At 68.6% G+C, this 24,481-nt stretch carries 13 protein-coding genes; 1 reads left to right on the plus strand and 12 read right to left on the minus strand.

Annotated features, from left to right (window positions below; translation table 11 throughout):
* Positions 1-507: 507 nt before the first annotated feature.
* The 3 genes from ACGLHR_RS40290 to ACGLHR_RS40300 all read right to left on the minus strand — a co-directional run bounded on the left by ACGLHR_RS40290 (position 508) and on the right by ACGLHR_RS40300 (position 4,065).
* Positions 508-783, minus strand: coding sequence for a hypothetical protein (locus ACGLHR_RS40290; protein WP_400101224.1), 276 nt, complete (start codon positions 781-783; stop codon positions 508-510).
* A 121-nt stretch (positions 784-904) separates the two neighbouring features.
* On the minus strand, positions 905-2,791 hold the full coding sequence (locus ACGLHR_RS40295; RefSeq protein WP_400101226.1) for a potassium transporter Kup: 1,887 nt from the start codon (positions 2,789-2,791) through the stop codon (positions 905-907).
* Between the two features lie 248 nt (positions 2,792-3,039).
* Positions 3,040-4,065, minus strand: a complete 1,026-nt coding sequence (locus ACGLHR_RS40300) for an aldo/keto reductase (protein WP_400101228.1) — start codon at positions 4,063-4,065, stop codon at positions 3,040-3,042.
* A 175-nt stretch (positions 4,066-4,240) separates the two neighbouring features.
* Between ACGLHR_RS40300 and cls the strand changes: the two genes are divergently transcribed.
* Positions 4,241-5,677: a cardiolipin synthase gene (cls, locus tag ACGLHR_RS40305; RefSeq protein WP_400101243.1), complete on the plus strand. Its 1,437-nt coding sequence runs from the start codon at positions 4,241-4,243 to the stop codon at positions 5,675-5,677.
* A gap of 27 nt (positions 5,678-5,704) precedes the next feature.
* Here cls and ACGLHR_RS40310 read toward each other — a convergent pair whose 3' ends face one another.
* From ACGLHR_RS40310 to ACGLHR_RS40350, 9 genes are all read right to left on the minus strand, one after another.
* Complete coding sequence (locus ACGLHR_RS40310; RefSeq protein ID WP_400101230.1) at positions 5,705-6,175, minus strand: ion channel; 471 nt, start codon at positions 6,173-6,175, stop codon at positions 5,705-5,707.
* A 526-nt stretch (positions 6,176-6,701) separates the two neighbouring features.
* A complete protein-coding gene (locus tag ACGLHR_RS40315) occupies positions 6,702-6,971 on the minus strand; it encodes a hypothetical protein (protein WP_400101232.1) in 270 nt (89 codons plus the stop codon).
* 211 nt (positions 6,972-7,182) lie between these two features.
* On the minus strand, positions 7,183-9,819 hold the full coding sequence (gene treY / locus ACGLHR_RS40320; RefSeq protein WP_400101234.1) for a malto-oligosyltrehalose synthase: 2,637 nt from the start codon (positions 9,817-9,819) through the stop codon (positions 7,183-7,185).
* Between the two features lie 17 nt (positions 9,820-9,836).
* Positions 9,837-12,068 carry a 4-alpha-glucanotransferase gene (gene malQ, locus ACGLHR_RS40325; RefSeq protein WP_400101236.1) on the minus strand — a complete coding sequence of 744 codons (2,232 nt, stop codon included), beginning with the start codon at positions 12,066-12,068 and terminating at the stop codon, positions 9,837-9,839.
* A gap of 10 nt (positions 12,069-12,078) precedes the next feature.
* Positions 12,079-13,965 carry a malto-oligosyltrehalose trehalohydrolase gene (treZ, locus tag ACGLHR_RS40330; protein WP_400101238.1) on the minus strand — a complete coding sequence of 629 codons (1,887 nt, stop codon included), beginning with the start codon at positions 13,963-13,965 and terminating at the stop codon, positions 12,079-12,081.
* A 38-nt stretch (positions 13,966-14,003) separates the two neighbouring features.
* Complete coding sequence (glgX, locus tag ACGLHR_RS40335; RefSeq protein ID WP_400101245.1) at positions 14,004-16,121, minus strand: glycogen debranching protein GlgX; 2,118 nt, start codon at positions 16,119-16,121, stop codon at positions 14,004-14,006.
* Positions 16,122-16,146: 25 nt separating this feature from the next.
* Entirely contained in the window at positions 16,147-18,354 is a 2,208-nt protein-coding gene (glgB, locus tag ACGLHR_RS40340) for a 1,4-alpha-glucan branching protein GlgB (protein ID WP_400101247.1), read from the minus strand.
* A gap of 73 nt (positions 18,355-18,427) precedes the next feature.
* The gene (locus tag ACGLHR_RS40345; protein ID WP_400101239.1) at positions 18,428-21,931 is read right to left on the minus strand and encodes a putative maltokinase; all 3,504 of its coding nucleotides are present in this window, start codon (positions 21,929-21,931) and stop codon (positions 18,428-18,430) included.
* A partial coding sequence (locus ACGLHR_RS40350) for an alpha-1,4-glucan--maltose-1-phosphate maltosyltransferase (RefSeq protein ID WP_400101241.1) occupies positions 21,928-24,481 on the minus strand: 2,554 nt, incomplete at its 5' end. The genes ACGLHR_RS40350 and ACGLHR_RS40345, both read right to left, overlap by 4 nt.

Here is a 24,481-nt window from a genome sequence, read left to right on the forward strand (position 1 = left end):
GTTACCGCTTTGCCTGGTCAACCCGAGCTTGTTCAGTTGCCTTTGCAAGCTCCGGCCTTTAGGCCGGGGTAGTTGACAGGAATTGTCCAACTGGTATTAGAGCGGTTCGCGCGCCGGCGCGCGCATCGGCGGCCCGGCCAGCCGGGTTGTCAATGCGCGCGGGCCGGGCGGCTACCGGCCTGCCCGCAAGGCGACTAGGGCAGGATAGTCCGCGGCGTGAGGGATATCATTCGGAGCAATCCGCAAGGGCGGGCCGATGATTCCCAAAGCAGGCGGGGGGGGGCCAATCAACAAGGCGACCGATATCGCACCGGGCCACGGTCGATTGTTACGGTGCACGTACACATTTTGTCCACGATTGCCGGATCGTGTTATCCACAGCTTGTGTGGATAACCGGACCTGACACGCCGCGCTTGCCCAATAGTGGCGGTTATGTATCGGGCTGCCTAAGATTTGAGCAGGATCCCGGGTGACGCTTCGCCAGCGATGGTGGACGGGGGGCTTTTTCAGCGCGGCTGCGCGCGCAGCAGCAAGCGCGGCAAGGTGATGGCACCGTGCAGCAGCAGCCCAAGGTACAGGCAAGCGCCCGGCCAGTCTGGGCCGGGCTCGCGCAGCGGCCCAGCCAGCGCCAGCGCGCCCGCCAGCAAGACGCAGGCGGCCGCGCCCCAGCGCCGGCCGTCGCTCATGGCGCCCAGGGCGATGGTGCCGGTAAAGATCAGGCCAAACAGCAGCGCCTTCCGCTGCCCTTGCCAGTCGCCATCGCGGTGGATGTAGTGGATCACGATGCCGAACAGCAGCAGCGGCGGCGGGAGCGAATCGATCCTTAAGAGAACAGAGGTTGGTCGCGAAGGAGACCGCGTATTGTCATGAGTTGGCCGGCAGGGTGGCTTGATCGCCTGATCGTCAGATCGAAACGCGGCGGCCAATCTCCACCACCTGATCGCTGGGCAGCCGGAAAAGATCGGTAACGTGCATGCCGTTCTTGACCAAGGCGAACAGCTTGCCTTGCCATTGCGGCATCCGGCTGTCGCTCTCGCGCAGCACGATCGTCTCCAGGCCCATGTAGTAGGTGATGGTGCTCAGGTCCAGCCCGCAGGGCTGCACCTGTGGCTGTAGCAGCAGCTTGGGAATATCGGGCCGCTCCATAAAGCCGTAGCGGGCGTTGGCGCGCCAGAAATCCGGCATCAGTTTCGTTATCGTCAGGCGCTCGGCATCCTTGATCCATGGCACCGTCTCCGTCACGATGCTCACGGCAAGGATCTTCTGCTGCAAGGCGTGGTTGCGCTTGACATGCCACAGCATCACCGGCGGCGTGCCATCCAGCGTTCGCGTCAGGAACACCCCGGCCCCGGGCACGCGCGGAATGTTCTTTGCCTGCACCTCGGCAAGGAACGCATCGATCGGCATGATGTCTTCGTTGATGGCCGCCGAAATCGCGGCCGTGCCCCGATGCCAGATCAACATGACGGCATAGACAACCGCCGCCAACACCAACGGGATGTACCCGCCATTCAGTATCTTGGCGAGATTGGCCACGAAAAACCCGCCGTCGATGATCAGGAAGACGCCGGACACCGCCGCGCTGGCCCACAGGCTCCAGCCCCAGATGTCGCGCATGGCGATAAACAGCAGCACGGACGTCATCAGCATGGTGAGGGAAACGGCGATGCCATACGCGGAAGCCAGTTGATCCGAGGATTTGAAGAACAGCGCCAGGCTGACCGTCACAACCATCAACAGCCAGTTGACCGTGCCGACGTAGATCTGCCCATAGCCCTCCTCGGAGGTCTGCCTGATCTGTAAATGCGGCAGCCATCCTAGCAAGATGGCCTGGCGCGTCATGGAGAAGGCGCCGGTAATAATGGACTGGCTGGCGATCACCGTCGCCACGGCGGCCAGGATAACCAAGGGCACCAGCAGCGGCGGCGGGCAGAGGAGGTAAAAGATATTGTGCGTTGAATCGGCCCCGGACAATACCAGCGCGGCCTGTCCGGCATAGTTGAGCAGCAGGCTGGGAAACACGATGGCGGACCATGCGAGGCGGATCGGGCGCGGCCCGAAATGGCCCATGTCGGCATACAGCGCCTCGGCGCCGGTCACGCAGAGGAAAATGCCGCCCAGCACCAGGAAACTGGTATAGCCATTGGAGAACAGGAATACCAGGCCATAGATCGGGTTGAGCGCAATCAGGATCGACGGGTGCAGCAGGATGCCCCGGATGCCAAGCACGGCTATGCACGAAAACCACAATGCCATGACCGGCCCGAAGGCCCTGCCGATACGGGACGTTCCCATTGGCTGGATGGCAAACAGCGCGACCAGTATGGCCACCGTGGCCGGCAGAATAATGGCTTTGGCCTCGGGAAAGACAATCTCCAATCCCTCCAGCGCGGAGAGAACGGAGATGGCGGGTGTGATGGCGCCGTCGCCATAGATCAACGCTGCCCCGAACAGCCCGGCGGCCACCACCAGCGGGCGTTTCTTCTTCTTGATCCCCAACAACGACATCAAGGCGAGAATGCCGCCCTCGCCGTTATTATCGATGCGCATGGCAAAGGACACATACTTTACCGTTGTGACGATAATCAATGTCCAGATCATCAGGCTCAAGAGGCCCAGGATAACCGGCGCCGAGGGCTTGCCACCCGAGAGCGCGAGCACGGTTTTCAAGGTGTAGAGCGGGCTGGTGCCGATGTCGCCGAAAACCACGCCCAGTGCGGACAGCCCCATGACGGCCAGGCCGGAACGGGTTTTAGCGGGCGTATCGATCAGCGCTGGGGCTTGCGGCATGACTATCTCTCCAGTCAACCCATTGATGAACGTTCCGAAAATCCGGGATGAGAATCATGGTTTATACGCCACCACGTGATGATAATCTTGAGGAAAGATCTGCAAGCTGTCCGGGAAACGTGAAAAAGGGGGCCGAGCGCGATGCGTTGGCCGGGGCGGGCGGCCCGGCAACCATTACTGCAGGTGGCCAGGCGCACCAGATGTGGATCGGGTAGCGGGCGGGCGGGCCACCCTGGTGGGCAACGCGTTCAGGTTGCCGAAACCGGACGGCCGGTCAGCGGATAGTTCGGATCGTTGTAGCCATGCGTGGAGGCATGTCCGGGGCGCACTAACTGGTCGACCAGTGCCTCCTCCTCTGCGGAGATGGCCACGCCAACGGCGCCAAAGTAATCCTCGAACTGTGCCAGCGTGCGCGGCCCGGCAATCACCGAGCTGACAATCTGGTTGGCCAGTACCCAGGCGGTAGCGAACTGACCCAGCTTGAGGCCGCGCCCATCAGCGTGCTCCTTCAGCGTCTGGGCAATCACCAGCGATTCCTCGCGGAATTCGGTTTCCATCATGCGGCGGTCGGCGCGGCCCGCGCGTGAGTCTTGCGGGGGCTGCTGGCCGGGCAGGTACTTGCCGGTGAGCACGCCGCGCGCGATCGGGCTGTAGGGCACCACCCCAAGGCCGAAGTGCTGGCAGGCCGGCAGGATTTCCACCTCGGGCATGCGGTTGAGCAGGTTGTAGTACGGCTGGCAAACCACCGGGCGCGGCACGCCGAGCTGGTCGCACAGGCGCGCGACCTCGGCGATGCGCCAGCCGCGGAAGTTGGACAAGGCCCAGTAGCGGATCTTGCCGGCCCGGATCAGGTCGCCCATGGCGCGCACGGGCTCTTCCAGGTTTTCGCCGGGGTAGTCGCGGTGCAGGTAGAGGATGTCGAGGTAGTCGGTGCCAAGGCGGCGCAGGCTTTCCTCGGCTTCGCGCAGGATCCATACGCGCGAGTAGTGCGAATGGTTGGGCGCGCCCTGCATCGGGTTGCCGAGCTTGCTGGCCAGGATCCAGTCATGGCGGTCGGTGGCGAGCAGCTTGCCCACCATGCGCTCGGAGCCGCCCTTGCTGTACACGTCCGCGGTGTCGATGAAGTTGACGCCATGCGCGCGGGCGCTGTCGACGATGCGGCCGGCCTCGGCTACGTCGGTCTGGTCGGCGAACATCATGGTGCCGAGGCACAGGGCCGATACCTTGAGGTTGCTGGCGCCCAGGCGCCGGTATTCCATCTTGAACTCTGACATTGCGGTCTTCCTTGATGTGGCGGGCGGTAAAGCAGTAACGCAGTAATTCAGCAGGGCGTGAAGCCATGAAAGCGTGAAAGCTTAACGCCTGCCGGGAAATTCTGCCGGCCCGCGGGCCGCGGCTATGCCAGAATGCAGCCATTGTGATCCGGCGCCGCCAAGGCGAAATCTAACGATCATGCTCAGCCCCTCCCTCGTCGCGGCGATCGTGCTGGTGTTCCATCTGCTTGGCGTCATCGCGGCCTTGCACGCGGTCATGACGGTGCGCACCGCGCCGGGCGCCATTGCGTGGGCCGGCTCGCTGGTGATGATGCCGTACTTCACGCTGATCCCGTACATGATCCTGGGCAGCAGCAGTTTTGCCGGCTACGTGAACGCCCGCCGCTTCAACAACGACCGGTTGCGCGAGGTCACGCACGAGATGGAGCCGCACGAGCGCGAGGCGCGCGACGCCAGCGTGGTGCTCTCGCCCTCCCAGCCTTGCCTGCGTGCCTTGCCCCGGCTGACCGGCATGCCGTGCCTGGCCAACAACGCGGTGCGGCTGCTGGTCAACGGCGAGGCGACGTTCGAGGCCATCTTTGCCGCGATCGGCGCCGCGCGGCAGGTGGTGATCGTGCAGTTCTTCATCGTCCACGACGATGCGCTTGGGCGGCGCCTGCAGAGCCTGCTGTGCGAACGCGCTGCCGCGGGCGTGAAGGTGTATTTCCTCTACGACAGCATCGGCTCGCACGCGTTGCCGGGCCAATACGTCAAGGTGCTGATGGCCGCCGGGGTGGAGGCGCGCGCCTTCGCCACGCGGCGCGGCTTTGTCAATCGCTTTCAGCTCAACTTCCGCAACCACCGCAAGCTGGTGGTGGTGGATGGGGAGTGCGCGTTTACGGGCGGTCACAACGTCGGCGACGAGTACCTCGGGCAAAAGCCGCCGCTGGCGCCCTGGCGCGACACGCATATCGAGATCCGCGGCAGCGCCGTGCTGGACTTGCAGATGGTGTTTGCCGAAGACTGGTTCTGGGCCGCGCGGGAGGTGCCGATGCTGCTACCCCCGCCGGCCGCACCCGCCGGGGGCATGACCTGCCAGGTGGTGCCGTCCGGCCCCGCCGACGCGCAGGAGACCTGCTCGCTGTTCTTCGTCGAGGCGATCCAGGCGGCGCGCTGGCGGGTGTGGATCACCAGCCCGTACTTCGTGCCGGACGAGGCCGTGTTCGCCGTGCTCCGCCTGGCGGTGCTGCGCGGGGTGGACGTACGCATCCTGCTGCCGGCGCGCCCCGACCATCTCGTGGTATTCGCCGCCTCCACGCTATATGCCTACCAGGCGGTCTGCGCGGGTGTGAAGCTCTATCGCTACCAGCCGGGCTTCCTTCACCAGAAGGTCATCCTGATCGACGACGAAGCCGCGGCGGTGGGCAGCGCGAATCTCGACAACCGCTCGTTCCGGCTCAATTTCGAGCTGATGGTGATGACCGCGGACCGCGATTTTGCCGCCAGCGTGACGCGCATGCTGGAGGCGGACTTCGCGCAGGCCTGCCTGATCGAGCGCAGCGAATACACCGGCGCGCCGAGGCTGCGCCGCGTGGCGATGCACGTGGCCACGCTGTTTGCGCCGATCCTCTAGCCAGGGGCCAGGCCATGCGGCCGGTGCCTACAGATCCGCTTGCGCCGCTTGCCTGGAAGTGCCGGCTGGCCAGTCGCGGCGCATGATGATGTAGGTAAAGGACGTCGACCAGCCGATCAGGATCAGGCCCACCAGCGGCTCGATGCTGGCGAGCAGGCGCGTGGCGCCGATCGGCACGATGTCGCCCAGGCTTTGCGTGGTGAAGGTTTCAAGCGAAAAGTAGAGATAGACGATCGGTGTGATTGGATGGGCACTGGTCAGGCCGCCTAGGCCCAGCACATTTCCCGCCACCCAGTAGCCCACCGCAAACACCACGGACTCCAGGCCATGCGCCAGGATGATGCAGACGATCAGCACGCCAACGTTGACGCGTCCGGTCCAGCGGCGCGGATTCATGCCCGAGAGCAGCCGCAGGGCTTCGTAGTGGATGGCGACCACGGTCACGGTGAGGATACTGGCGCAGGCCAGGGCCAGGAGGTCGTGGACGGTGAGGTTCATTAGGCATTCCTTGTCGGGCCGGGCTCGCCTCGGTTGGGCGCGGCACGCGATAGTGACCGCCCTTGCCGCCGGGATGTTCCCCGGAACATGGGCGTGCAGGTCACAACCTGCTTGGAATGTAACGGGGGATCACGCGCAACACCAGCCCGAACCCGCATTAGCGGGGCTAGGAAAGCGGCGTGGCGAAGCGACGGCGCAGCCAGGCTACCAGCGGCTCGAGCCGGGCAGGTGCTGCCATGGCGCCTGCGCGGGGTCCCGGTAGGCGCGATGCAGCGTCATGCGCCCATCCTCGTCAAAACGAAAATGCGAGCTACCGTGCACCTGGCAGGGTTTGCCCTTCAAGGTGAGGTGGAAGTCTCACCGCACAAACGCCTGGCCCGGCTGCCGGAATGGCTCGCCGATCACAAAGCGCGGGTTTCGCTGGCGGTCCTGATGCCTACATGTACGGTGCGCAGCGGGGATGGGATGCGCGCGGGAGGCCACGCGCCGGCGGCTCCCTGCCTAGGAGGCCTAGGGCGAGGCCGGCTTAGTCGAACTCGACGTAGAACTCGCCGCGCGGCCCGTCAAAACCGACGCGAGGCACCTTGCCGTGCTCGCGGCTGGAGCGGGCCAGGGCTTGGAACTCGGCCTGCCGGGCGGGCTCGCGCAGGCTGCGGCGGGCCTTGGTGCTGATCTCGACCGGGCCGCACTGGGGGTTGTCGCAGTCATACCGCACCCATTGCCCGTAGCTGCCTAGGCGGGCGCGGGCTGCGGCCTGGGTGCCGCAAAGCGGGCAGGATTCTTGTTTTTCCTTCATCGCCGGAGAGGGTCGTAGAGGGGGATCGATGCAGGCGCCATGCTTTCTCGCTGGTAGCAATGCAAAGGAAAAACGACGCGCGGCTTGCCACGCTGCGAGGCGGGCAAAGCCCTGCCTGACTTTGCATACAAGTCTGCGCAGTTCCCCGTCATGGTGCTGCCCCTCTTCGGAGGGGATAGGCCAGGCATGGCCTGGGGCGCTCGCACGCCGATCACGGCGTGCGCAGCAGCAGGGCCACCGGCAGCATTTCCAGTACCTCAGCCAACGGCAGGCGGCCTTCGCGCGCATCCAGCGGGCGGCTGGTCAGCACGTCCACCCAGCGGCTGTCCTGGCAAAATCCCACCTGCAGCGTGGTGTCGCGCCATTTCGCGGGCGCCAGCATGGGCCGGTCGGCCTCGGCCAGCCGCGCGGCCAGCCGGGTGCCGACCACCAGCGCCTGCACCTGTCCACGGCGGCGCCCGAAGGCCAGCGCATGCGCGGCAAGCGGGCCGGCCAGCGGCACGGGGCGATAGTCGCCAGCGGCAAACAGGCCTGCATGGGCGCGCCGCGCTGCCAGCACGCTCCGGATGAGTTGCAGCTTGATGCGGCCGTCGTGCCAGTTGGCCATCCATTCCGGCCAGCCCGCGGCGTTGCTTAGCCGGGTGCGCAAGGTCTCGAAATCCACCGGCCGGCGGTTGTCGGGATCGACCAGGCTCAGATCCCAGTCCTCGGTGCCCTGGTAGCGGTCGGGCACGCCCGGGGCCGTCAGCTGCACCAGCGCCTGCGTAAGGCTGTTGATGGCGCCCGGCACGGCGTTGCGGCGGGCAAAGCGGGCGATCTGGCCGAGCACGTTGCCCTCGGATGCATCGGCGCCAAGGGCGTCTAGAAATGCGGCGCAGCCTTGCTCGTATGCCGCGTTCGGGCTGGTCCAGCTGCCGTGCTGCTTGGCTTCCCGGATCGATTTCAGTTGCCAGGCCTGCACGCGCGCCAGCAACGCGGCCACGCCCTCGGTATTGTCCGGAGACAACGCGGCTGGCCAGGCGCCGACCAGGGTTTGGTAGAGCATCAGGCGGTGCGCGCCATCGGGGCCATCGGTGCAACCGGGAAGGCGTGCCAGCAAAGGCTGGCTCTGCGATTCCCACAGACCGACCGCTTCCGCCCACTCACCTGGCAACTCGCTCAGCACGGCCAGGCGCATGCGTGCATCCTCGCCGCGCTTGTGGTCATGGGTGGCGGTGGCCAGCATGGCATTGGGCCAGGCCTGCGCGCGTTGCGCCATGCGTGCGTGGAAGTCCTCGGGCGCCAGCGCCAGCGTGGCCGGGTTGCTGCCCACTTCGTTGCGGGACAGCAGGCGGCCGTAGCGATAGAACACGGTGTCCTCGCCGGCCTTGGCGGCCAGCGGCGGCATGAGTTGCTGCAGCCGCGTGCGCGCCTCGCGCAATACCGTGCTGTCGCCGGCCGGGTCGCCCAACCAGGACTGCAGGTGCTCCAGCGCCGGCAGGTCGGTGGCGGCCAGCGTCGCGCGCGCGGCGTCGGCGGCCTGCTGCAAGGCAGCCTTGTCCTCGCGGGCGCGTACCCGCTCGCTGAAGTAGGTGCGATAGACCTGCAGCGGCGCCAGCAGCGCTGCCAGTGCCCGGCGCAGGCTGGCCAGCGTGAGGTCGCGCGTGGCGGGCTCGCTGCGCGCGCAGGCGTGCAGGCGGCGGCTGGCGGTCTCGAACTCGGTGACCAGGTGATGGCCGAGCATATGGCCGCGGGCGGCCGCCACCTGCGCAGCGAAGGTACGCGTCTCGCCGCTCATGGCCTGCCACAGCGCGGTGAGCGCGTCCGCACCCGCGCCGTCGTGCAGCACGGCGGCGACCTCGTTCATGAAATCGTAGCCGGTGGTGCCATCCACCAGCCAGTCCGCGCGCAATGCCTCCGGCTCGGCAAGGATCTTTTCGATCACAAGCCACGGGCACTCGATGGCACGCGCCGGCGGGCGCTCGGGTGCCAGCGCGGTCAGGTGGGCGCGCAGCCGCTGGCAATAGGCGGCAGGGTCGGCCAGGCCGTCCACGTGGTCCACCCGCACGCCGTCGATCCAGCCACCGCGGAACAACTGGAACACCAGCCCGTGCACCGCCTCGAACACCGGCACCTGTTCCACGCGCATGCCCACCAACTCGCTGATTTCAAAGAAACGGCGCCAGTTCAGCTCGTCGGCCGCCGTTGCCCACCAAGCCAGGCGGTAATGCTGTTGCTCCAGCAGTTCATGCAGGCGCGCACGGCCCGCCGCGTCGCGCCCGTCCAGCAAGGCGGGCAGGCCGGGGGCGGTAGCCGGGTCGATCGTATCGTCCGCCAGGGGCAGCTCATGCTCGCCGTAGCACAGCAGCGCGGCGCCCGCGCCGGCATCGAAGCGCAGCGTCACCTCGCCCGCGCACAGCGCCTCCCAGTACGGCTTGCCCAAGATGGGCAGCAGCACCCGGCCGTGCAGGTCCGGATCGGGAGAATGCCAGTCAATGTCGAAATGATGGGCATAGGCGCTCTGCGCCCCGTGCGCCAGCACGTCGCGCCACCAGGGGTTGTGATTGGGGCTGGCCGCCATGTGGTTGGGCACGATATCCAGCACCAGCCCCAGGCCGTGCTCGCGGGCGCATTCGGCAAAACGGTAGAAGCCGGTCTCGCCGCCTAGCTCGGGGTTGATGGCGCGGAAATCGGTGACGTCATAGCCGTGGGTCGAGCCCGGGCGCGCGCTGAAAATCGGCGAAAGGTACAGATGGCTGACGCCGAGCGCTGCGTAGTAGTCGGCCTGGGCGGCGGCATCCTCGAAGGTAAAACCGGCATGCAGTTGCAGGCGCGCCGTAGCGCGCGGCGGCAGGCAGGGTTGAGGCATTCGGTGTCTCTCTTTATCTATGGTTTGTCAGGCTTTTGGCTTTTGGCGGCCTCGGTGCTGCGCAACGCGGCAATGCGCCGGCGTACGAGGGGATCGGCAAACAGCATGCGCACATCGGTATCCAGCCGGCGCTGCCAGTTAGGGTGGCCCGTCACCGTGCCAGGCAGGTTGGGCTGCTCGCGCACGCCCAGCAGGTCTTCTATCGGCACCAGCCGCAACGGCGTGCCGACGCGGCCAAGCCAGGCCAGGATGGCATCCAGCGGCGGGTGGTCGGGGCCCGCTTCGGGTCCTTGGACCAGCCCGCCGGCGGCCAGCGCCTGCCATAGCGCCGAGCGGTCGCGGGCACGCGCGGCCAGTGCCTCGGATTCGGTCTCGTCGGCGCCGAGCTGGTCCAGGCGCGCGCGCCAGATGATGTCGCGGCCGGCCCACCAGCCCGCCACGGTGGGGAGGTCATGCGTCGTGGTGGTGGCCACGGCTTCGGCAGCCCATGACTGCGGCGGCAGGAAAGCCGGTACCTCGCCGGCCTCGGCCGGCTCGGCCTCGCGCTCGAACCACAGCACGTCGATGCCGAGCATGCCGCGCGCGGCCAGGCTGGCGTTGAAGCTCGCCGGCACGGTGCCGAGGTTCTCGCCGATGATGACGGCGCGGTGCCGCCAGGATTCCAGCGCGATCAGCCGCAGCAGGTCGTCGAACGGGAAGCGCAGGTAGGCGCCCGCGGTGGGCGGCGCGCCATCGGGCACCAGCCACATGCGCGCCAGGCCGAGCGCGTGGTCGATGCGCAGGCCGCCCACGTGGCCGAGGTTGGCGCGCAGCATCTCGATAAAGGCGCCAAAGCCTTTACGGCGCAGCGCGCGCGGCGAGAACACGGAAACCCCCCAGCCCTGGCCAAGCGGGTTGTACAGGTCCGGCGGCGCGCCGGCGCACACGCCCGGCAGGATTTCGTCCTGGCGTGCCCATGCGTGGCTGCCGCCGGCATCGGTGCCCACGGCCAGGTCGGCAATCAGGCCGATGGCCATGCCACCATCGTGCGCGGCGCGTTGCGCTGCGGCCAGCCCGTGCGCCGCCAGCCACTGCACGAAGGCGTGGTAGCTGACCGCCTCGGCATGCGCGCTGGCAAAGGCTTCCACCGAGGCCGCATGCGGCGAGTGCTGGGTCACGGGCCATTGCCGCCAGTCCGCGGCGGCGGCCGCTTCCTGCGGGCTGCCGGCCGCCGCCATATGGGAGGCCTGCAGCGCTTCGAAGCGGGCATGCGCCTCCAGGGCGTCGCCCTGGCGACGGCGAAAGGCCGCAAACGCCTGCGCAGCATGGGCGGGCAGCAGCGCGGCGCGCCGTTGCCACAGCCACTGCAGCACGGCATTGCGCGCATGGGCCAGCGCGATCCAGTCGATCTCGGAGCGTGCCTCCAATGCCTGCCAGGTGGCGCGCAGGCTGAGCGCCGCCGTGGCTTGCTCGACGGCGCGCTGGCCGAAGGCGGCGGCGGGATCGGCATAGAGCGGATTGAGGAAGAGCCGGCTGGAGGGCGCATACGGGCTGTAGCGCTGGGGCATGGCGGCAAAGCCCGCGTGCAGCGGATTGATGGCGAGCGCATCGGCGCCTTCGCGCGCGGCCGCCTCGCAGCACTGCGCCAGCGCGGTGAGGTCGCCCAGGCCGGTGGGGGCGCCGCGGCGCAGCGAGTACAGCTGCACCGACAGGCCCCAGGGCCGCTGGCGCTCAGCGGGGCCTGCGCCAGCACCCGGCTGTCGCGCGAGCCGCGCATCAGCGACGCCGAAGCAGCGCGGTGGCGCCACGGCCAGTGTGATTTCGGTGTCGCCGAGCATCAGCCTGTGGTAGCCGCTGGCGGCGATGCCCGGCACGCGCAGCGCGCCGTCGTCATCGCGCCGCGCCGTGCCTGTGACCACACTGCCGTCCTCCAGTTCGAGCCGGTAGGCTTGCTGCGGGACGGTGTGCGCCCATGGGATCGCGACCGCCAGGCCCTGGTCCGCTGTGATCAGCGGCGGCAGGGCTTGCGCGGCATCTTCGGCCGCAAGATGCGCACGCGCCGCTTCGCACTGGCCAACGGTCGCGCTGCGCAGGCCGAACCTGCCGAGCAGGGCACGCAGGACATCGGGCTCGACCTCGCGCGGCCGGCTCTGGGCGTCTTCCCAGTGGACCATCAGGCCGGCGCGGTCGGCCAGCGTGTGCAGCGCCAGCATGGCGCCGTCACGCGGGAGCGCAGGGGCGGGGGCGCGGGGGGAGGCGGTGGGATCCATGGGGGCCTCGTTACGGGTGGGCAGGCTCATCCAGGCAGGCGATGGCGGTGGCGGCGGGCAACGCGCCGTTGGCCAGCGCCTGCATGGCGCCTTCACGGCTCTGCGCCAGCAGCCTGCCGGGTACGACGGGCGGATGGCCCGGCGACACGCTTGGCGCCGGCGCGCTGGCAAAGTTGATCCAGATCGTCAGCAGCGCGCCATCGCCCAGCCGCCAGCTGGCGGCCAGCGCCGCTTCGCCCACGATGCGCACGCCCGCGCTGGCGCTGCCGGCCAGGCGCGGCACCAGCTCGCTGCGGCGGATGGCCAGCAGCGCGCGGTAGTACTGGCTCCATGCGTTGTCGCCCTCGAGCGGGGGACGCGATGCCTCGAAGGTGGCGGGGTCATTGGGGTCGGGGGTCTGCGCGGCGCGCGCAGGGTCGCGCAAGGCAGCCATCATGCTGAACTCGCGCTGGCGCCCGGCGCGCACGGCCTCGGCCAGCTCGGGCGGGTGGCTGGTGAAATACAGGAACGGGGTTTGCGCGCCGTATTCTTCGCCCATGAACACCAGCGGCACCTGCGGGCACAGCAGTTGCAGCAGGACCGCCGCGCGCAGCGCGTCGGGGCTGGCCAGCGTGGCCAGGCGCTCGCCGAATGCGCGATTGCCTGTCTGGTCATGGTTCTGCAGGAACAGCACGAAGGCGGTGGGGGCCAGCGCGGCGCTGGGCTGGCCACGCCGCACCGGCTCGCTGCCGGGCACGCTGCGCGTGGGCGAGATCTCGCCCTGGTAGGCAAAGCCTTCGGCCAGCACGCGCGCGAGATGCCCTAACGCGGCGGACGCGGGCGCAGCCGCGCTGGCATCGCCATCACCGGAGGGCCGCGCATAGTCGCCGTAGTAGCCATCGTGCTCGCCCGTCAGCAACACGTGCAGGGCATGGTGGCCATCGTCGTTCCATTGCGCGTCGAAACCCGCGCTGAGCAGCGCGGCCTCGTTGTCGTCGTTTTCCAGCACCAGGTGGATGTGGCGCTCGGGGTGGCGCGTGCGGACCTCGGCGGCCAGTTCACGCAGCCAGCCTTCGTCCACGATGGCGTGCACGGCGTCCAGGCGCAGCCCGTCGAAGCGGAAGTCCTCCAGCCAGTAGAGCGCGTTCTCGGTAAAGAAGCGGCGCACCTCGGGCTGGCGGAAATCGATGGCCGCGCCCCACGGCGTGCGCACGTCGTCGCGGAAGAATGCGCTGGCGTACTGGTGCAGGAAATTGCCTTCCGGCCCGAAGTGGTTGTAGACCACGTCGAGCAGCACCATCATGCCGAGCCCGTGCGCGCAGTCCACCAGCGCACGCAGCTCAATCGGCGTGCCGTAGCTGCATTCCGGGGCGAACGGCAGCACGCCGTCGTAGCCCCAGTTGCGCCCGCCGGGAAACTCCGCCAGCGGCATCAGCTCCACCGCCGTGAAGCCGAACGCGGCCAGGCGCGGCAATTGCCGCGTGGCGCCGGCGTATCCGCCGCACAGGCCCACGTGCATTTCATAGATCACAGCCTCGTGCCAAGGACGGCCTTGCCAGTAGGGATGGCACCACGTATAGGCGCGCGGATCGCACACCAGGCTGGCGCCGCCGGCATCGTTGGCCTGGGCGCGCGAGGCGGGATCGGGCACGGTGGTGCCGTCATCAAGCCGGAACCAGTAGCGCGCCGACGGGCAACACGGCGCCACGGCCTCGAACCAGCCTTCGCGCTCGCCCGGGCCGGGCGCCACGGCGCACATCGGCAGCGCGCCCAAGCCAGCGATCTCCAGCCGGATCGGCTGGCCATTGGCAGCCGCGTCCGGCGCCCACAGTCGAAAACGCATGCGAGCGTCCTCGAGCCGGCTGGGACCGAATGACTGCAGTGGCGGCGGCGCCAGCTGCGATGGCAAGGCGTTCATGATGCGGCCTCCTTCAAGGGCCTGCGATGGGTTGATGGTCAGCTCCATGCCGAATCTGCATTCGAGTCGTCGTCCGGCACAGCCAGCAGCAGCGCCACCGAATGCGCCGGCACGGTGACCGCCGGTGTGTTGACATTGGCCTCGGCCGCCTCGGGCCGGCTGGTGTCGAGCAGCCTCCGCCAGTATTGCGCCGGCTCGGGCAACTCGAAGGCGGCGTCCTCGCCGCTGGCGTTGAGCAGCAGCAGGGTGATCTGGACCTTGCCATCCGGCCCGGTGGCGCCGCGCCGCAGGGCCAGGGTGCGGCCGTCCGGGTTGGACCATTGCTCCGGGCTGAGCGGCTGGCCATCGGTATCGAACCAGGCAATGTTGGCAAGGCCCGGCTCGATTTCGCGGCGGCCGTGGGCAAAGCGCGTTTCGGCGAAGGCGTAGAGGCGCCGGCGCAGCGCCAGCAGGCGGCTGACAAAGGCGGTCATGGCGCGGCCGCCGGGGCTGTCGGCGTCCTCCCAGTTCAGCCACGAAAGCTCGCTGTCCTGGCAATAGGCATTGTTGTTGCCGCCCTGGCTGCGGCCCCATTCGTCGCCGGCGGTGATCATCGGCGTGCCGTGCGAGAGCAGCAGCGTGGACATCAGCGCGCGCGCCACCCGGCCGCGCGTTTGCAGGATGGCGGGATCGTCGGTCGGGCCTTCCACGCTGCCGTCCGGGCTCCAGTTGGCGCTGGCGTTGTCGTCGGTGCCGTCGCGGTTGTCCTCGCAATTGGCCTCGTTGTGCTTGCTGCTGTAGCTGACCAGGTCGGCCAGCGTGAAGCCGTCGTGCGCGGTGATGAAGTTGACCGAGGCCCAGGGCTTGCGGTGGCGGCGGTCGAACAGGTCGGCCGAGCCAGACAGGCGGGCGGCAAGGTCGGCGCGCTGGCCGTCGTCGCCGCGCCAATAGCGCCGCGCGGTGTCGCGGAACTTGTCGTTCCACTCGGCAAATCCGGGCGGATGGTTGCCCACCTGGTAGCCGCCGGGGCCAAGGTCCCACGGCTCGGAGATCAGCTTGACGCGCGACAGCACCGGGTCCTGCAGGATGGCGTCGAAGAAGCCCGCACCGGGGTCGAACCCGGTGCCTTCGCGCCCCAGCGTGCTGCCGAGGTCGAAGCGGAAACCGTCGACGTGGAAGCACTCCACCCAATAGCGCAGCGAGTCCATCACCATCTGCAGCACGCGCGGATGCGACAGGTTGAGCGTGTTGCCGCAGCCCGTGTCGTTGATGTAGTGGCGCTCGCCACCGGGTATGAGCCGATAGTAGCTGGCGTTGTCCAGCCCGCGCCAGGAGACCGTCGGGCCAAGTTCATTGCCCTCGCAGGTATGGTTGTAGACCACGTCGAGGATGACCTCGATGCCCGCCGCGTGCAGGCGGCGCACCGCCACCTTGAACTCGTTGACCTGCCCGTTGCTGAAATACGCGGGCTCCGGCGCGAAGTACGACAGCGTGCTGTAGCCCCAGTAATTGCGCAGGTCGTGCACCAGCAGGAAGCGGTCCTGCAGGAAGGCGTGCACCGGCAGCAGCTCCACGGTGGTCACGCCGAGCTTGTGGAGGTGGTCGGTGAAACGCGGGTCGCACAGCGCGGCAAAGGTGCCGCGCGTATGGGGCAGCAGATCCGCGCGCAGCATCGACAGGCCGCGCGGATGCACCTCATAGATCACGGTCTGCTCCCACGGCACCGCGGGCGCGCGGTCGTCGCCCCAATGGAAGCTGGCGTCCACCACCACCGCCTTGGGCATGGCGGACGCGCTGTCGCGGCGGTCCGGGGTGAGGTCGGCGCGGGGGCTTTGCAGCCGGTAGCCGAACAAGGCATCGGACCAGCGCACAGGGCCGCTTAACTGCCGCGCATAGGGATCGAGCAGCAGCTTGTGGGGATTGAAACGGTGCCCGTTTGCTGGCTCGTAGGCGCCGAACGTGCGATAGCCGTAGACCGTGCCGATCGCCGCGTGCGGCAGGTAGCCGTGCCAGACCTCGTCGGTGCATTCCGGCAGCGTGATCCGCGTCAGTTCCTTGCGGCCATTGGCAGAGAACAGGCACAGGTCGATGCGGGCGGCATTGGCAGAGAACACAGCAAAGTTGATGCCAAGCCCGTCCCAGTGCGCACCTAGCGGGTACGGTTTGCCGGGCAGCATGCGGTTGGCGGGGGCAAGGGGCAAGTCAGGCTCCTTCCGGGAGATAGCGCAGGACCAGCGTGGCCAGCGGCGGGATGGTGAGGGTGAGCGAGGCGGGCAGGCCGTGCGACGGCGCGGCGGTGGCGGCCACCTCACCGCCGTTGCCGACATTGCTGCCGCCGTAGCAGGCAGCATCGGTGTTGAGGCATTCCTGCCAGCGGCCCGCGAACGGCACCCCCAGGCGGTAGCCCGGGCGCACCACCGGCGTCATGTTGACCACCGCCAGCACCACTTCGCGGCTGCTCGGCGCGGCGCGGCGCAGGAAGGCAAAGACGCTGTTGTGGCTGTCGTCGCCCACCACCCAGCTAAAGCCTTCCGGCCGGTGGTCCAGCGCGTGCAGCGCCGGCAGCTCGCGGTGCAGGCGGTTGAGATCGCGCACCAGCGCCTGCATGCCGCGATGCTCGGGTTGCTCCAGCAAGGCCCAGTCCAGCTCGGTGTCGTGGTCCCACTCTTTCCATTGCGCGAATTCCCCGCCCATGTAGAGCAGCTTCTTGCCGGGATGCGTCCACATGAAGCCGTAATAGGCGCGCAGGTTGGCAAAGCGCTGCCAGTGGTCGCCGGGCGCCTTGCCGATCATCGAGCCCTTGCCGTGCACCACTTCGTCATGCGAGATAGGCAGCACGAAAGCCTCGGACCATGCATAGACCATGCCGAAGGTCATGTCCTGGTGATGCCACGCGCGGTGCACGGGATCGTGCGAGAGATAGCGCAGGGTGTCGTGCATCCACCCCATGTTCCACTTGAAGGTGAAGCCCAGCCCGCCGCTTTGCACCGGCGCGGTCACGCCGGGCCAGGCGGTGGACTCCTCGGCGATGGTCATGGCGCCCGGGCAGCGGTCGCGCACCACGGTGTTGAGCTCGCGCAGGAAGGCCACGGCCTCCAGGTTCTCGCGGCCGCCGAAGCGGTTAGGCACCCACTGGCCCGGCTCGCGGCTGTAGTCGCGGTACAGCATCGACGCCACCGCGTCCACCCGGAGGCCGTCGATGTGATAGTGCTCCAGCCAGTGCAGGGCGCTGGCCAGCATGAAGCCGCGCACTTCATTGCGGCCCAGGTTGTAGATCAGCGTGTTCCAGTCCTGGTGGAAGCCTTCGCGTGGATCCTGGTACTCGTACAGCGCGGTGCCGTCGAACTCGGCCAGGCCGTGCGGATCGGTGGGGAAATGCGCCGGCACCCAGTCGAGGATCACGCCGATGCCGGCTTCGTGGCAGCGGTCAACGAACGCGGCAAATGCCTGCGGCGGCCCCAGCCGCGCGGTCGGGGCGAACAGCGACAACGGCTGGTAGCCCCAGGAGCCGCCGAACGGGTGCTCCATCACCGGCAACAGCTCGATGTGCGTAAAGCCCAGCTCGCGGATATAGGGAATCATCCGCGCGGCGAGGCGCTCCCAGCCATGCACCGGATCGTTGATGTCGCGCAGCCACGAGGTGACATGCATCTCGTAGATCGAGATGGGCGCGGCGTGCGGATCGGTGGCGGCCCGGTGGCGCATCCAGGCCTGGTCGGTCCAGGTATACGGCGGCGCCGAGGTGCCTGGCTGCGCCACCACCGAGGCCGTGGCCGGCGGGGCCTCCGTGGCCAGTGCCACCGGGTCGGCCCTGTCGGGCAGCGATTCCCCATTGGGGCTCAGCAGGTCGTATTTGTAGCGGCTGCCCGGGCGGGCACCCATGGCGTCGGGAATGAACAGCTCCCAGATGCCGGCGCCATGGCGCAGGCGCATTGGGTGCCGCGCCGGGTTCCAGCCGTTGAAGTCGCCGATCACCGAGACGCGCCGCGCGTTCGGCGCCCATACCGCAAAGCGCACGCCGCAGGCCCAGCCCATGTCCTGCACCTGCGCGCCCAGGCAGCGGCCAAGCTCGAAGTGACGGCCCTCGGCGATCAGGTGGAGGTCCAGGTCGCCGAGCAGCGTGCCGAAGGCGTAAGGGTCCGCGCTGAGCTGTTCGGTGCCGTCCGGCCAGCGCATGCCAAGGCGATAGTCGCGCGCGCCTGCCGTGCCGGGCAGCGAGCCGGCAAAGATGCCGCCGGGATGCAGCCGCTCCAGTTCGGCCAGCCGCGTGCCATCCGGGTCGGCGAGCCAGGCCGATTGCACGCCGGGCAGGCAGGCCCGCACCGTCGTGCGGCCGCCGGCGGGGTGGGGTCCAAGCACGGCGAAGGGATCGGCATGGCGTGCCGCCAGCAGCGCTTCCAGGTCGGACATGGCCAGTGGCGGTGGCGGTGGCGCGTCCCCAGGCGCGCGTTTGTCCTTCACGGCGTTGCGGGGGGGCGTGCTCTCAGGCTTGTTCATCGCCGTCCTCGGGGGAGCCGGTCAGCTTGCGCACCAGGCGCGCCAGCCCGTTGACCGGCAGGTCGATCCAGGCCACGCGGTTGGCGGCCTCGTAGCCCACCTCGTAGGCGGCACGCTCCAGCAGGAAGAGGTCCAGCAAGGCTTGCGCCTGCTCCGGCTGCACCCAGGGCTGCGGGGCGGCGGCAAGCACCTGCCAGTAGCCGGCCAGGAAGGCGTCGCCGGCGGTCTGGCGGAAACGGTCCAGCAACGCCTCGCGGCGTTGGGTCTGGGACGGAGGCAGGGCGGCATGGGTGCGCTCGTGGCGGTCCGTGCCGACCGTGGCGGCGGCGTAGTCCAGCGAGCGCAGCAGCCCGGCCACATCGCGCAGCGGCGAGGTCTTGCGGCGGCGCCAGTCGAGCGGCAGCCCCGGCTCGCCTTCGAAGTCCACCAGGTAGGTATCGTTTTGCGCGATCAGCACCTGGCCTAGGTGGAAGTCGCCATGGATGCGGGTCTGCAGGCTGCCCGGCGCCGCCGCGGCAAGTTTTGCCACCAGCTGCGGCAGTTGCGCGCGGGCCTTGATCAAGGTCTCGATATCCGCGGCGAAACGCTGGTTGCGGGACGCGCGGCCCAACTCGCCCGCGCGCTTTTTCAGCAGCGCCACGGTGCGCGCCAGCTCGGCCATGGCTTCCTCGGCCCAGAGTCGCGCCTGCGCGTCGCCGGCGGGCTCTGGCGCAAAGGCGGCATCGTCGGTCGGGCACGCAAGCACCGCGTGCAGCTCCGCCAGGCGCTGGCCCAGCGTGCCGGCGACCGTGGCGTAGCCCTTCAGTGCCTCGGCGAATTCTTCCTCGCTGTCTTCGGATGGCACGGCGTCGTCGATGGCGCGGCCGAGATAGTCCAGCGTCCAGCCCCAGGCGTCGCCCTGGTTGAGGATGTAGCCCTGCAGCAGCATCAGCGTGCGCGGTTCGCCGTCCTCGCCAGTGCGCACCACTTCGCCCAGCAGCGGCGCGGAGTTGCGGTAGCCTTGCGCGGTGAGATAGCGTGTGACTTCGGCCTCGGGGTGGATGCCCGCGGCAATGCGGCGCACCAGCTTGAGCACGGCCGAGTTGTCGAAGGACAGCGAGCTGTTGGATTGTTCGGCCGACACCCACTGGATCTCGTCGGTTTCCAGCGGCAGCGCCGCCAGGCCCGGTTCGGCCAGGAAGCGGATCGGCCCGCGCGGGCTGGGCAGCGCGAGGCCGTCGCGCAGCGCGCGCACCACCTCGCGGGCAAAACACTCCACCGCAAAGCCATCGGTGACCAGGCCCACCCGGCTGCCCTTGCGCACGCGCCCCATGGACAGCGAATGCGCCAATTGGGAGGCGCCTTCGCCCGGGTCATCGCGGTCCCACAGCATGCCTAGCGGCAACTGGTAGCACTCGGCGCGGCTGTCCAGCGCCAGCTCCATTTCGCACAGGTAGGTTTCGTCGCCGGCGGTGCCCTGGCCGAACGGGATGGCGTAGGCAATCGCCACGCTGCCGATGCGCTCGCCCTTGGAGCCGTACCAGCGGCGCCGCCCGATGTAGTGCGGCAAGACTTCGTTGGCCAGCGTGCGGCGCGAGGCTTCGGTCAGCTCGGCGTGGGCCGCACTATGCAATACCAGGGTGATCTGATCGGGCATCTGCTCGGGGGCGTCGACGTGCCAGGAGGGCGGCTGGGCTTCTTCGCTCAGCACGAACCAATAGAACCCGTAAGGCGGCAGCGTCAGCAGATACGTGAGTTGCCCGATCGCGGGGAAGGGCGTGGCGCCCATCATTTCCACCGGCACGCGCCCGGCAAAGGCGGAGAGGTCCAGCTCCACCGCCTGCGGCGCGCGTGCCAGGTTGGCCACGCACAGGATGTGCTCGCCCTCGAACTCGCGCAGGTAGGCCAGGATCTTGCGGTTGCCCGGGAACAGGAAGCGCAGCGTGCCCCGGCCGAAGGCGCGGTGCTGGCGGCGCAACGCCAGCATGCGGCGCATCCAGTTGAGCAGCGAATGCGGATCGCGCGTCTGCGCCTCGACGTTGACTGCATCATAGCCGTACAGCGGCCCTTGCAACGGCGGCAGCACCAGGCGCTCGGGGTCGGCGTGGGAGAAGCCACCGTTGCGGTCGGGCGACCATTGCATGGGCGTGCGCACGCCGTCGCGGTCGCCCAGGTGGATGTTGTCGCCCATGCCGATCTCGTCGCCGTAGTAGATCACGGGCGTGCCGGGCATCGAGAACAGCAGGCTGTTCATCAGCTCGATGCGGCGGCGGTCGCGCTCCATCAGCGGTGCAAGCCGGCGGCGGATGCCCAGGTTGATGCGGGCGCGGCGGTCCGAAGCATAGACCTCCCACAGGTAGTCGCGCTCGGCGCTGGTGACCATCTCCAGCGTGAGTTCGTCGTGGTTGCGCAGGAAGATGGCCCACTGGCAGTTGGGCGGGATCTCCGGCGTCTGCCGCATGATGTCCGTGATGGGAAAGCGATCCTCCCGCGCGATGGCCATGTACATGCGCGGCATCAGCGGGAAGTGGAACGACATATGGCATTCGTCGCCCAGCTCGGCGGTGCCTTCGTTGCTCAGCTCGCCCGCGCTCTGCATGGCGGGCGCGGCCGGCGTGGACACCGGCGGCGGCGCGCGGCTCGCCTGCCCGGTAAGCGCGGGTGAGATCGGCGAGATGGACGCCGCCGGCGCGCCGGGCCCGCCAAAATACTGTTGCGCGTCCTCGGGCCACATATTGGCTTCGGCCAGCAATATCCGGCCGCTGTACTCGGCGTCCAGGTGCGCGCGGATCTGCTTGATGACCGTGTGGGTCTCGGGCAGGTTCTCGTTGCTGGTGCCCTCGCGCTCGACCAGGTAGGGCACCGCGTCCAGCCGCAGGCCGTCCACGCCGATATCGAGCCAGAAGCGCATCACCGACATCACCTCGCGCAGCACCTGCGGGTTATCGAAGTTCAGGTCAGGCTGGTGCGAGTAGAAGCGGTGCCAGAAGTAGGCGCCGGCCACCGGGTCCCAGCTCCAGTTGGATTTCTCCGTGTCGCAGAAGATGATGCGCGTGCCGGCGTAGGTCTGGTCGCTGTCGGACCACACGTAGTAATTGCGGGCCGCCGAGCCCGGCTTGGCGCGGCGCGCGCGCTGGAACCACGGGTGCTGGTCGGAGGTGTGGTTGATGACCAGCTCGGTGATCACGCGCAGGCTGCGCGCGTGCGCCGCGGCGACAAAGCGGCGCGCCTCGCTCATGGTGCCGTAGTCGGGGTGGACGTTGCGGTAGTCGGCGATGTCGTAGCCGTCGTCGCGGCGCGGCGAGGGATAGAATGGCAGCAGCCAGACGGTGTCCACGCCCAGGTTGACGAGGTAGTCGAGCTTGGCGGACAGGCCGGCAAAGTCGCCCACGCCGTCGCCGTTGGCGTCGTAGAAGGACTTGATGTGCAACTGGTAGATGACCGCGTCCTTGTACCAGAGGGGGTCGGCATTGAGCCATGCGGCGCTTGCCGGCTCGGTCAGACGTTTCATGCTGGCTCCTCGCGCAGCGGCTGCACTCGCCACACGGCGAAGGGCAGGGCGTGCGGGTCCAGCCGGATACGCTGGTGCTTGCCCCGCCAGGCAAAGCGGGATCCGTGCATCAGGTCTTCGGCGTGCAGCGCGCCGTGATCGGGCAAGCCCCATTCCCACAGCGGCAGCTCGATGGCCGACTCGCGCACCGCGCGCGGGTCCAGGCTGATGGCCGCCAGCAGCACGTCGTCGCCAAAGCGGGTGGCACGTTCGCTGCTGCCCACGGCGCCGGTCGCGCGCGGGACGAAGCGGGCGAAGTACAGCACCGCGTCGTCGCTGGCGTGGAAGAAGCGCAGGCCAAGGTGGTTTTGCAGGGCGGGGTGGCTGGCGCGGATGGCGTTCAGGCGCGTGATCTCGGCAACGATGTTGCCGGGCTGCTGCCAGTCCCAGGCGCGCAGCTGGTATTTCTCGGAATCTTGATACTCTTCCTTGGGCACGCCGTCCTTCATCACCGGCGTGCCTTCGCACAGCTCAAAGCCGCTGTACATGCCCCACAGCCCGGACAGCAGCGCGGCCAGCGCGGCACGGATCAGGAAGCCGGGCCGCCCGCTGTCGTGCAGGAAATAGGGATTGATGTCCGGCGTGTTGACGAAGAAATGCGGGCGATAGAACTCGCGCAACGGGCTTTGCGTCAGCTCCGTCATGTATTCCGTCAGTTCGCGCTTGTGGTTGCGCCAGGTGAAGTACGTATACGACTGGTTGAAGCCCAGCTTGGCCAGGCGCGCCATCATCTTGGGCCGCGTGAACGCCTCGGCCAGGAACAGCACATCGGGAAAGCACGAGCGCACGTCGGCAATCATCCATTCCCAGAACGGCAGCGGCTTGGTGTGCGGGTTGTCCACGCGGAAGATGCGCACGCCTTGCTCCGCCCAGAACATCACCACGTCGCGCAGCGCCGTCCACAGCGCGGCGTCGGCCGGCGGGGCGCAGTAGTAATCGACGTTGACGATGTCCTCGTACTTCTTGGGCGGATTCTCCGCGTAGCGCAGCGAGCCATCGGGCCGGTGCGCGAACCACTCCGGGTGCTCGCGCAGCCAGGGATGGTCTGGCGAACACTGGATGGCGAAGTCCAGCGCCAGCTCCAGGCCCTCGGCGGCGGCGGCGTCGCGCAGGCGGCGGAAATCATCGAAGCTGCCTAGCTCAGGATGGATGGCATCATGGCCGCCTTCGTCCGAGCCGATGGCGTACGGGCTGCCAGGGTCGCCCGGGTTGGCCCGCAAGCTGTTGTTGCGCCCCTTGCGATGGGTAAGGCCGATAGGATGGATCGGCGTGAGATACAGCACGTCGAAGCCCATGGCGCGAATCGCCGGCAGCCGCGCGATCACGTCGTCGAAGGTGCCGTGGCGCTGGGTGTCGCCGCTTTGCGAACGCGGGAACAGCTCGTACCAGCTCGCATAGCGCCCGGCCAGCCTGTCGGCCTCCACCGGCAGCGCCACCGGGTGACGGGTGCCAAACGGGCGCGGGTCGGCCGCCTGCATGGCGGCGCGGGTCCGCGAGGATAGCAGCAGCTCCAGCCGGTGCACGTCGCCGTCGGGATTGCCCCGGGCGGCTTCCAGTTGGCTGGCGATGGCGCGCACATCCGCATCCGCTGCCGCCGTGCCGCTCGCTGCCGCCACCAGGCGCGCGCCTTCCTCGATCTCCAGCGTGACATCCACGCCCGCCTGCTTCTTTTTGGTGACCTCGTCGCACCAGCTGGCAAAGGTGTCGCGCCAGGCTTCCACCGTGAAGGTGTGGCGGCCCAAGGCGCGCAGCGGAAAGCTGCCGCTCCAGCGGTCGTTGACGCCGGGTGTCAGCGGCGACTGCCGCCATTCCTGCTCGCCCGGGCCGCGCCACAGCAGGACGGCGGCCAGCTTGTCGTGGCCATCCATCCAGATGTCCGCTTCCACCTCCACCCGTTCGCCGGCCACGCGGCGTACCGCGAAGCGCCCCGCATCGCAGGCAGGGGTGATGTTCTCGATGGCGATGCGGGGCGCCTGCAAGGCCGCGGCTATGCTTTTTTCCAGCGCGGCGCGCACGGCCGCCGCGATGCGCTTGCCATTGCGCCGCGCGGGCGCGGCCTGCGCGGCGCTGGGTATCGGGTGGTAGAGCTGGATGCCGGCTGGCGCCAGCGCAATGGTTGCCATCGCATCCAGCACGGCTCCGGCCGGGTCGGCGCCGCCTGGGCCGCCCTCGGCCTGCACCAGCGCGCCGGCGCCGTGAGGCAAGGCTGCCAGGATGCGGTCCGCCCCCAGCGATGCCGCCTCGCGCGCATCGGGGTTGATCACGATAGCCAGCGCCGCGGGCTCCTCGCCCGGGGCGCCGGCCGTGCGGGCCAGCACCGTCAAGGGCGCGTTGCCGCCGCTTACCAGCCGCAAAGCGCGGACCGGCGCGGTGCCACGCGCGGCCAGCCAGGCATTGGCGTGGGTTACCTCATGGGACAGGTCGTAGGGCGGCGGCGTCTCGCCGTCGCCGCCGGCCTCGAAGCCGGCCGGCACCAGCATGCCGTCGCCGATGGCGGCCGCGGCCCATAGC

Origin of the sequence: Cupriavidus sp. CuC1, assembly GCF_044627735.1 — a bacterium.
GTDB classification, from domain to species: domain Bacteria; phylum Pseudomonadota; class Gammaproteobacteria; order Burkholderiales; family Burkholderiaceae; genus Cupriavidus; species Cupriavidus ulmosensis.

Coding starts and splice junctions, on each gene's coding strand:
- ACGLHR_RS40295 (WP_400101226.1), bottom strand. CDS start 2,791: ATGCCGCAAGCCCCAGCGCTGATCGATACGCCCGCTAAAACCCGTTCC.
- ACGLHR_RS40300 (WP_400101228.1), bottom strand. CDS start 4,065: ATGTCAGAGTTCAAGATGGAATACCGGCGCCTGGGCGCCAGCAACCTC.
- ACGLHR_RS40310 (WP_400101230.1), bottom strand. CDS start 6,175: ATGAACCTCACCGTCCACGACCTCCTGGCCCTGGCCTGCGCCAGTATC.
- ACGLHR_RS40315 (WP_400101232.1), bottom strand. CDS start 6,971: ATGAAGGAAAAACAAGAATCCTGCCCGCTTTGCGGCACCCAGGCCGCA.
- treY (WP_400101234.1), bottom strand. CDS start 9,819: ATGCCTCAACCCTGCCTGCCGCCGCGCGCTACGGCGCGCCTGCAACTG.
- malQ (WP_400101236.1), bottom strand. CDS start 12,068: ATGGATCCCACCGCCTCCCCCCGCGCCCCCGCCCCTGCGCTCCCGCGT.
- treZ (WP_400101238.1), bottom strand. CDS start 13,965: ATGAACGCCTTGCCATCGCAGCTGGCGCCGCCGCCACTGCAGTCATTC.
- glgX (WP_400101245.1), bottom strand. CDS start 16,121: ATGCTGCCCGGCAAACCGTACCCGCTAGGTGCGCACTGGGACGGGCTT.
- glgB (WP_400101247.1), bottom strand. CDS start 18,354: ATGTCCGACCTGGAAGCGCTGCTGGCGGCACGCCATGCCGATCCCTTC.
- ACGLHR_RS40345 (WP_400101239.1), bottom strand. CDS start 21,931: ATGAAACGTCTGACCGAGCCGGCAAGCGCCGCATGGCTCAATGCCGAC.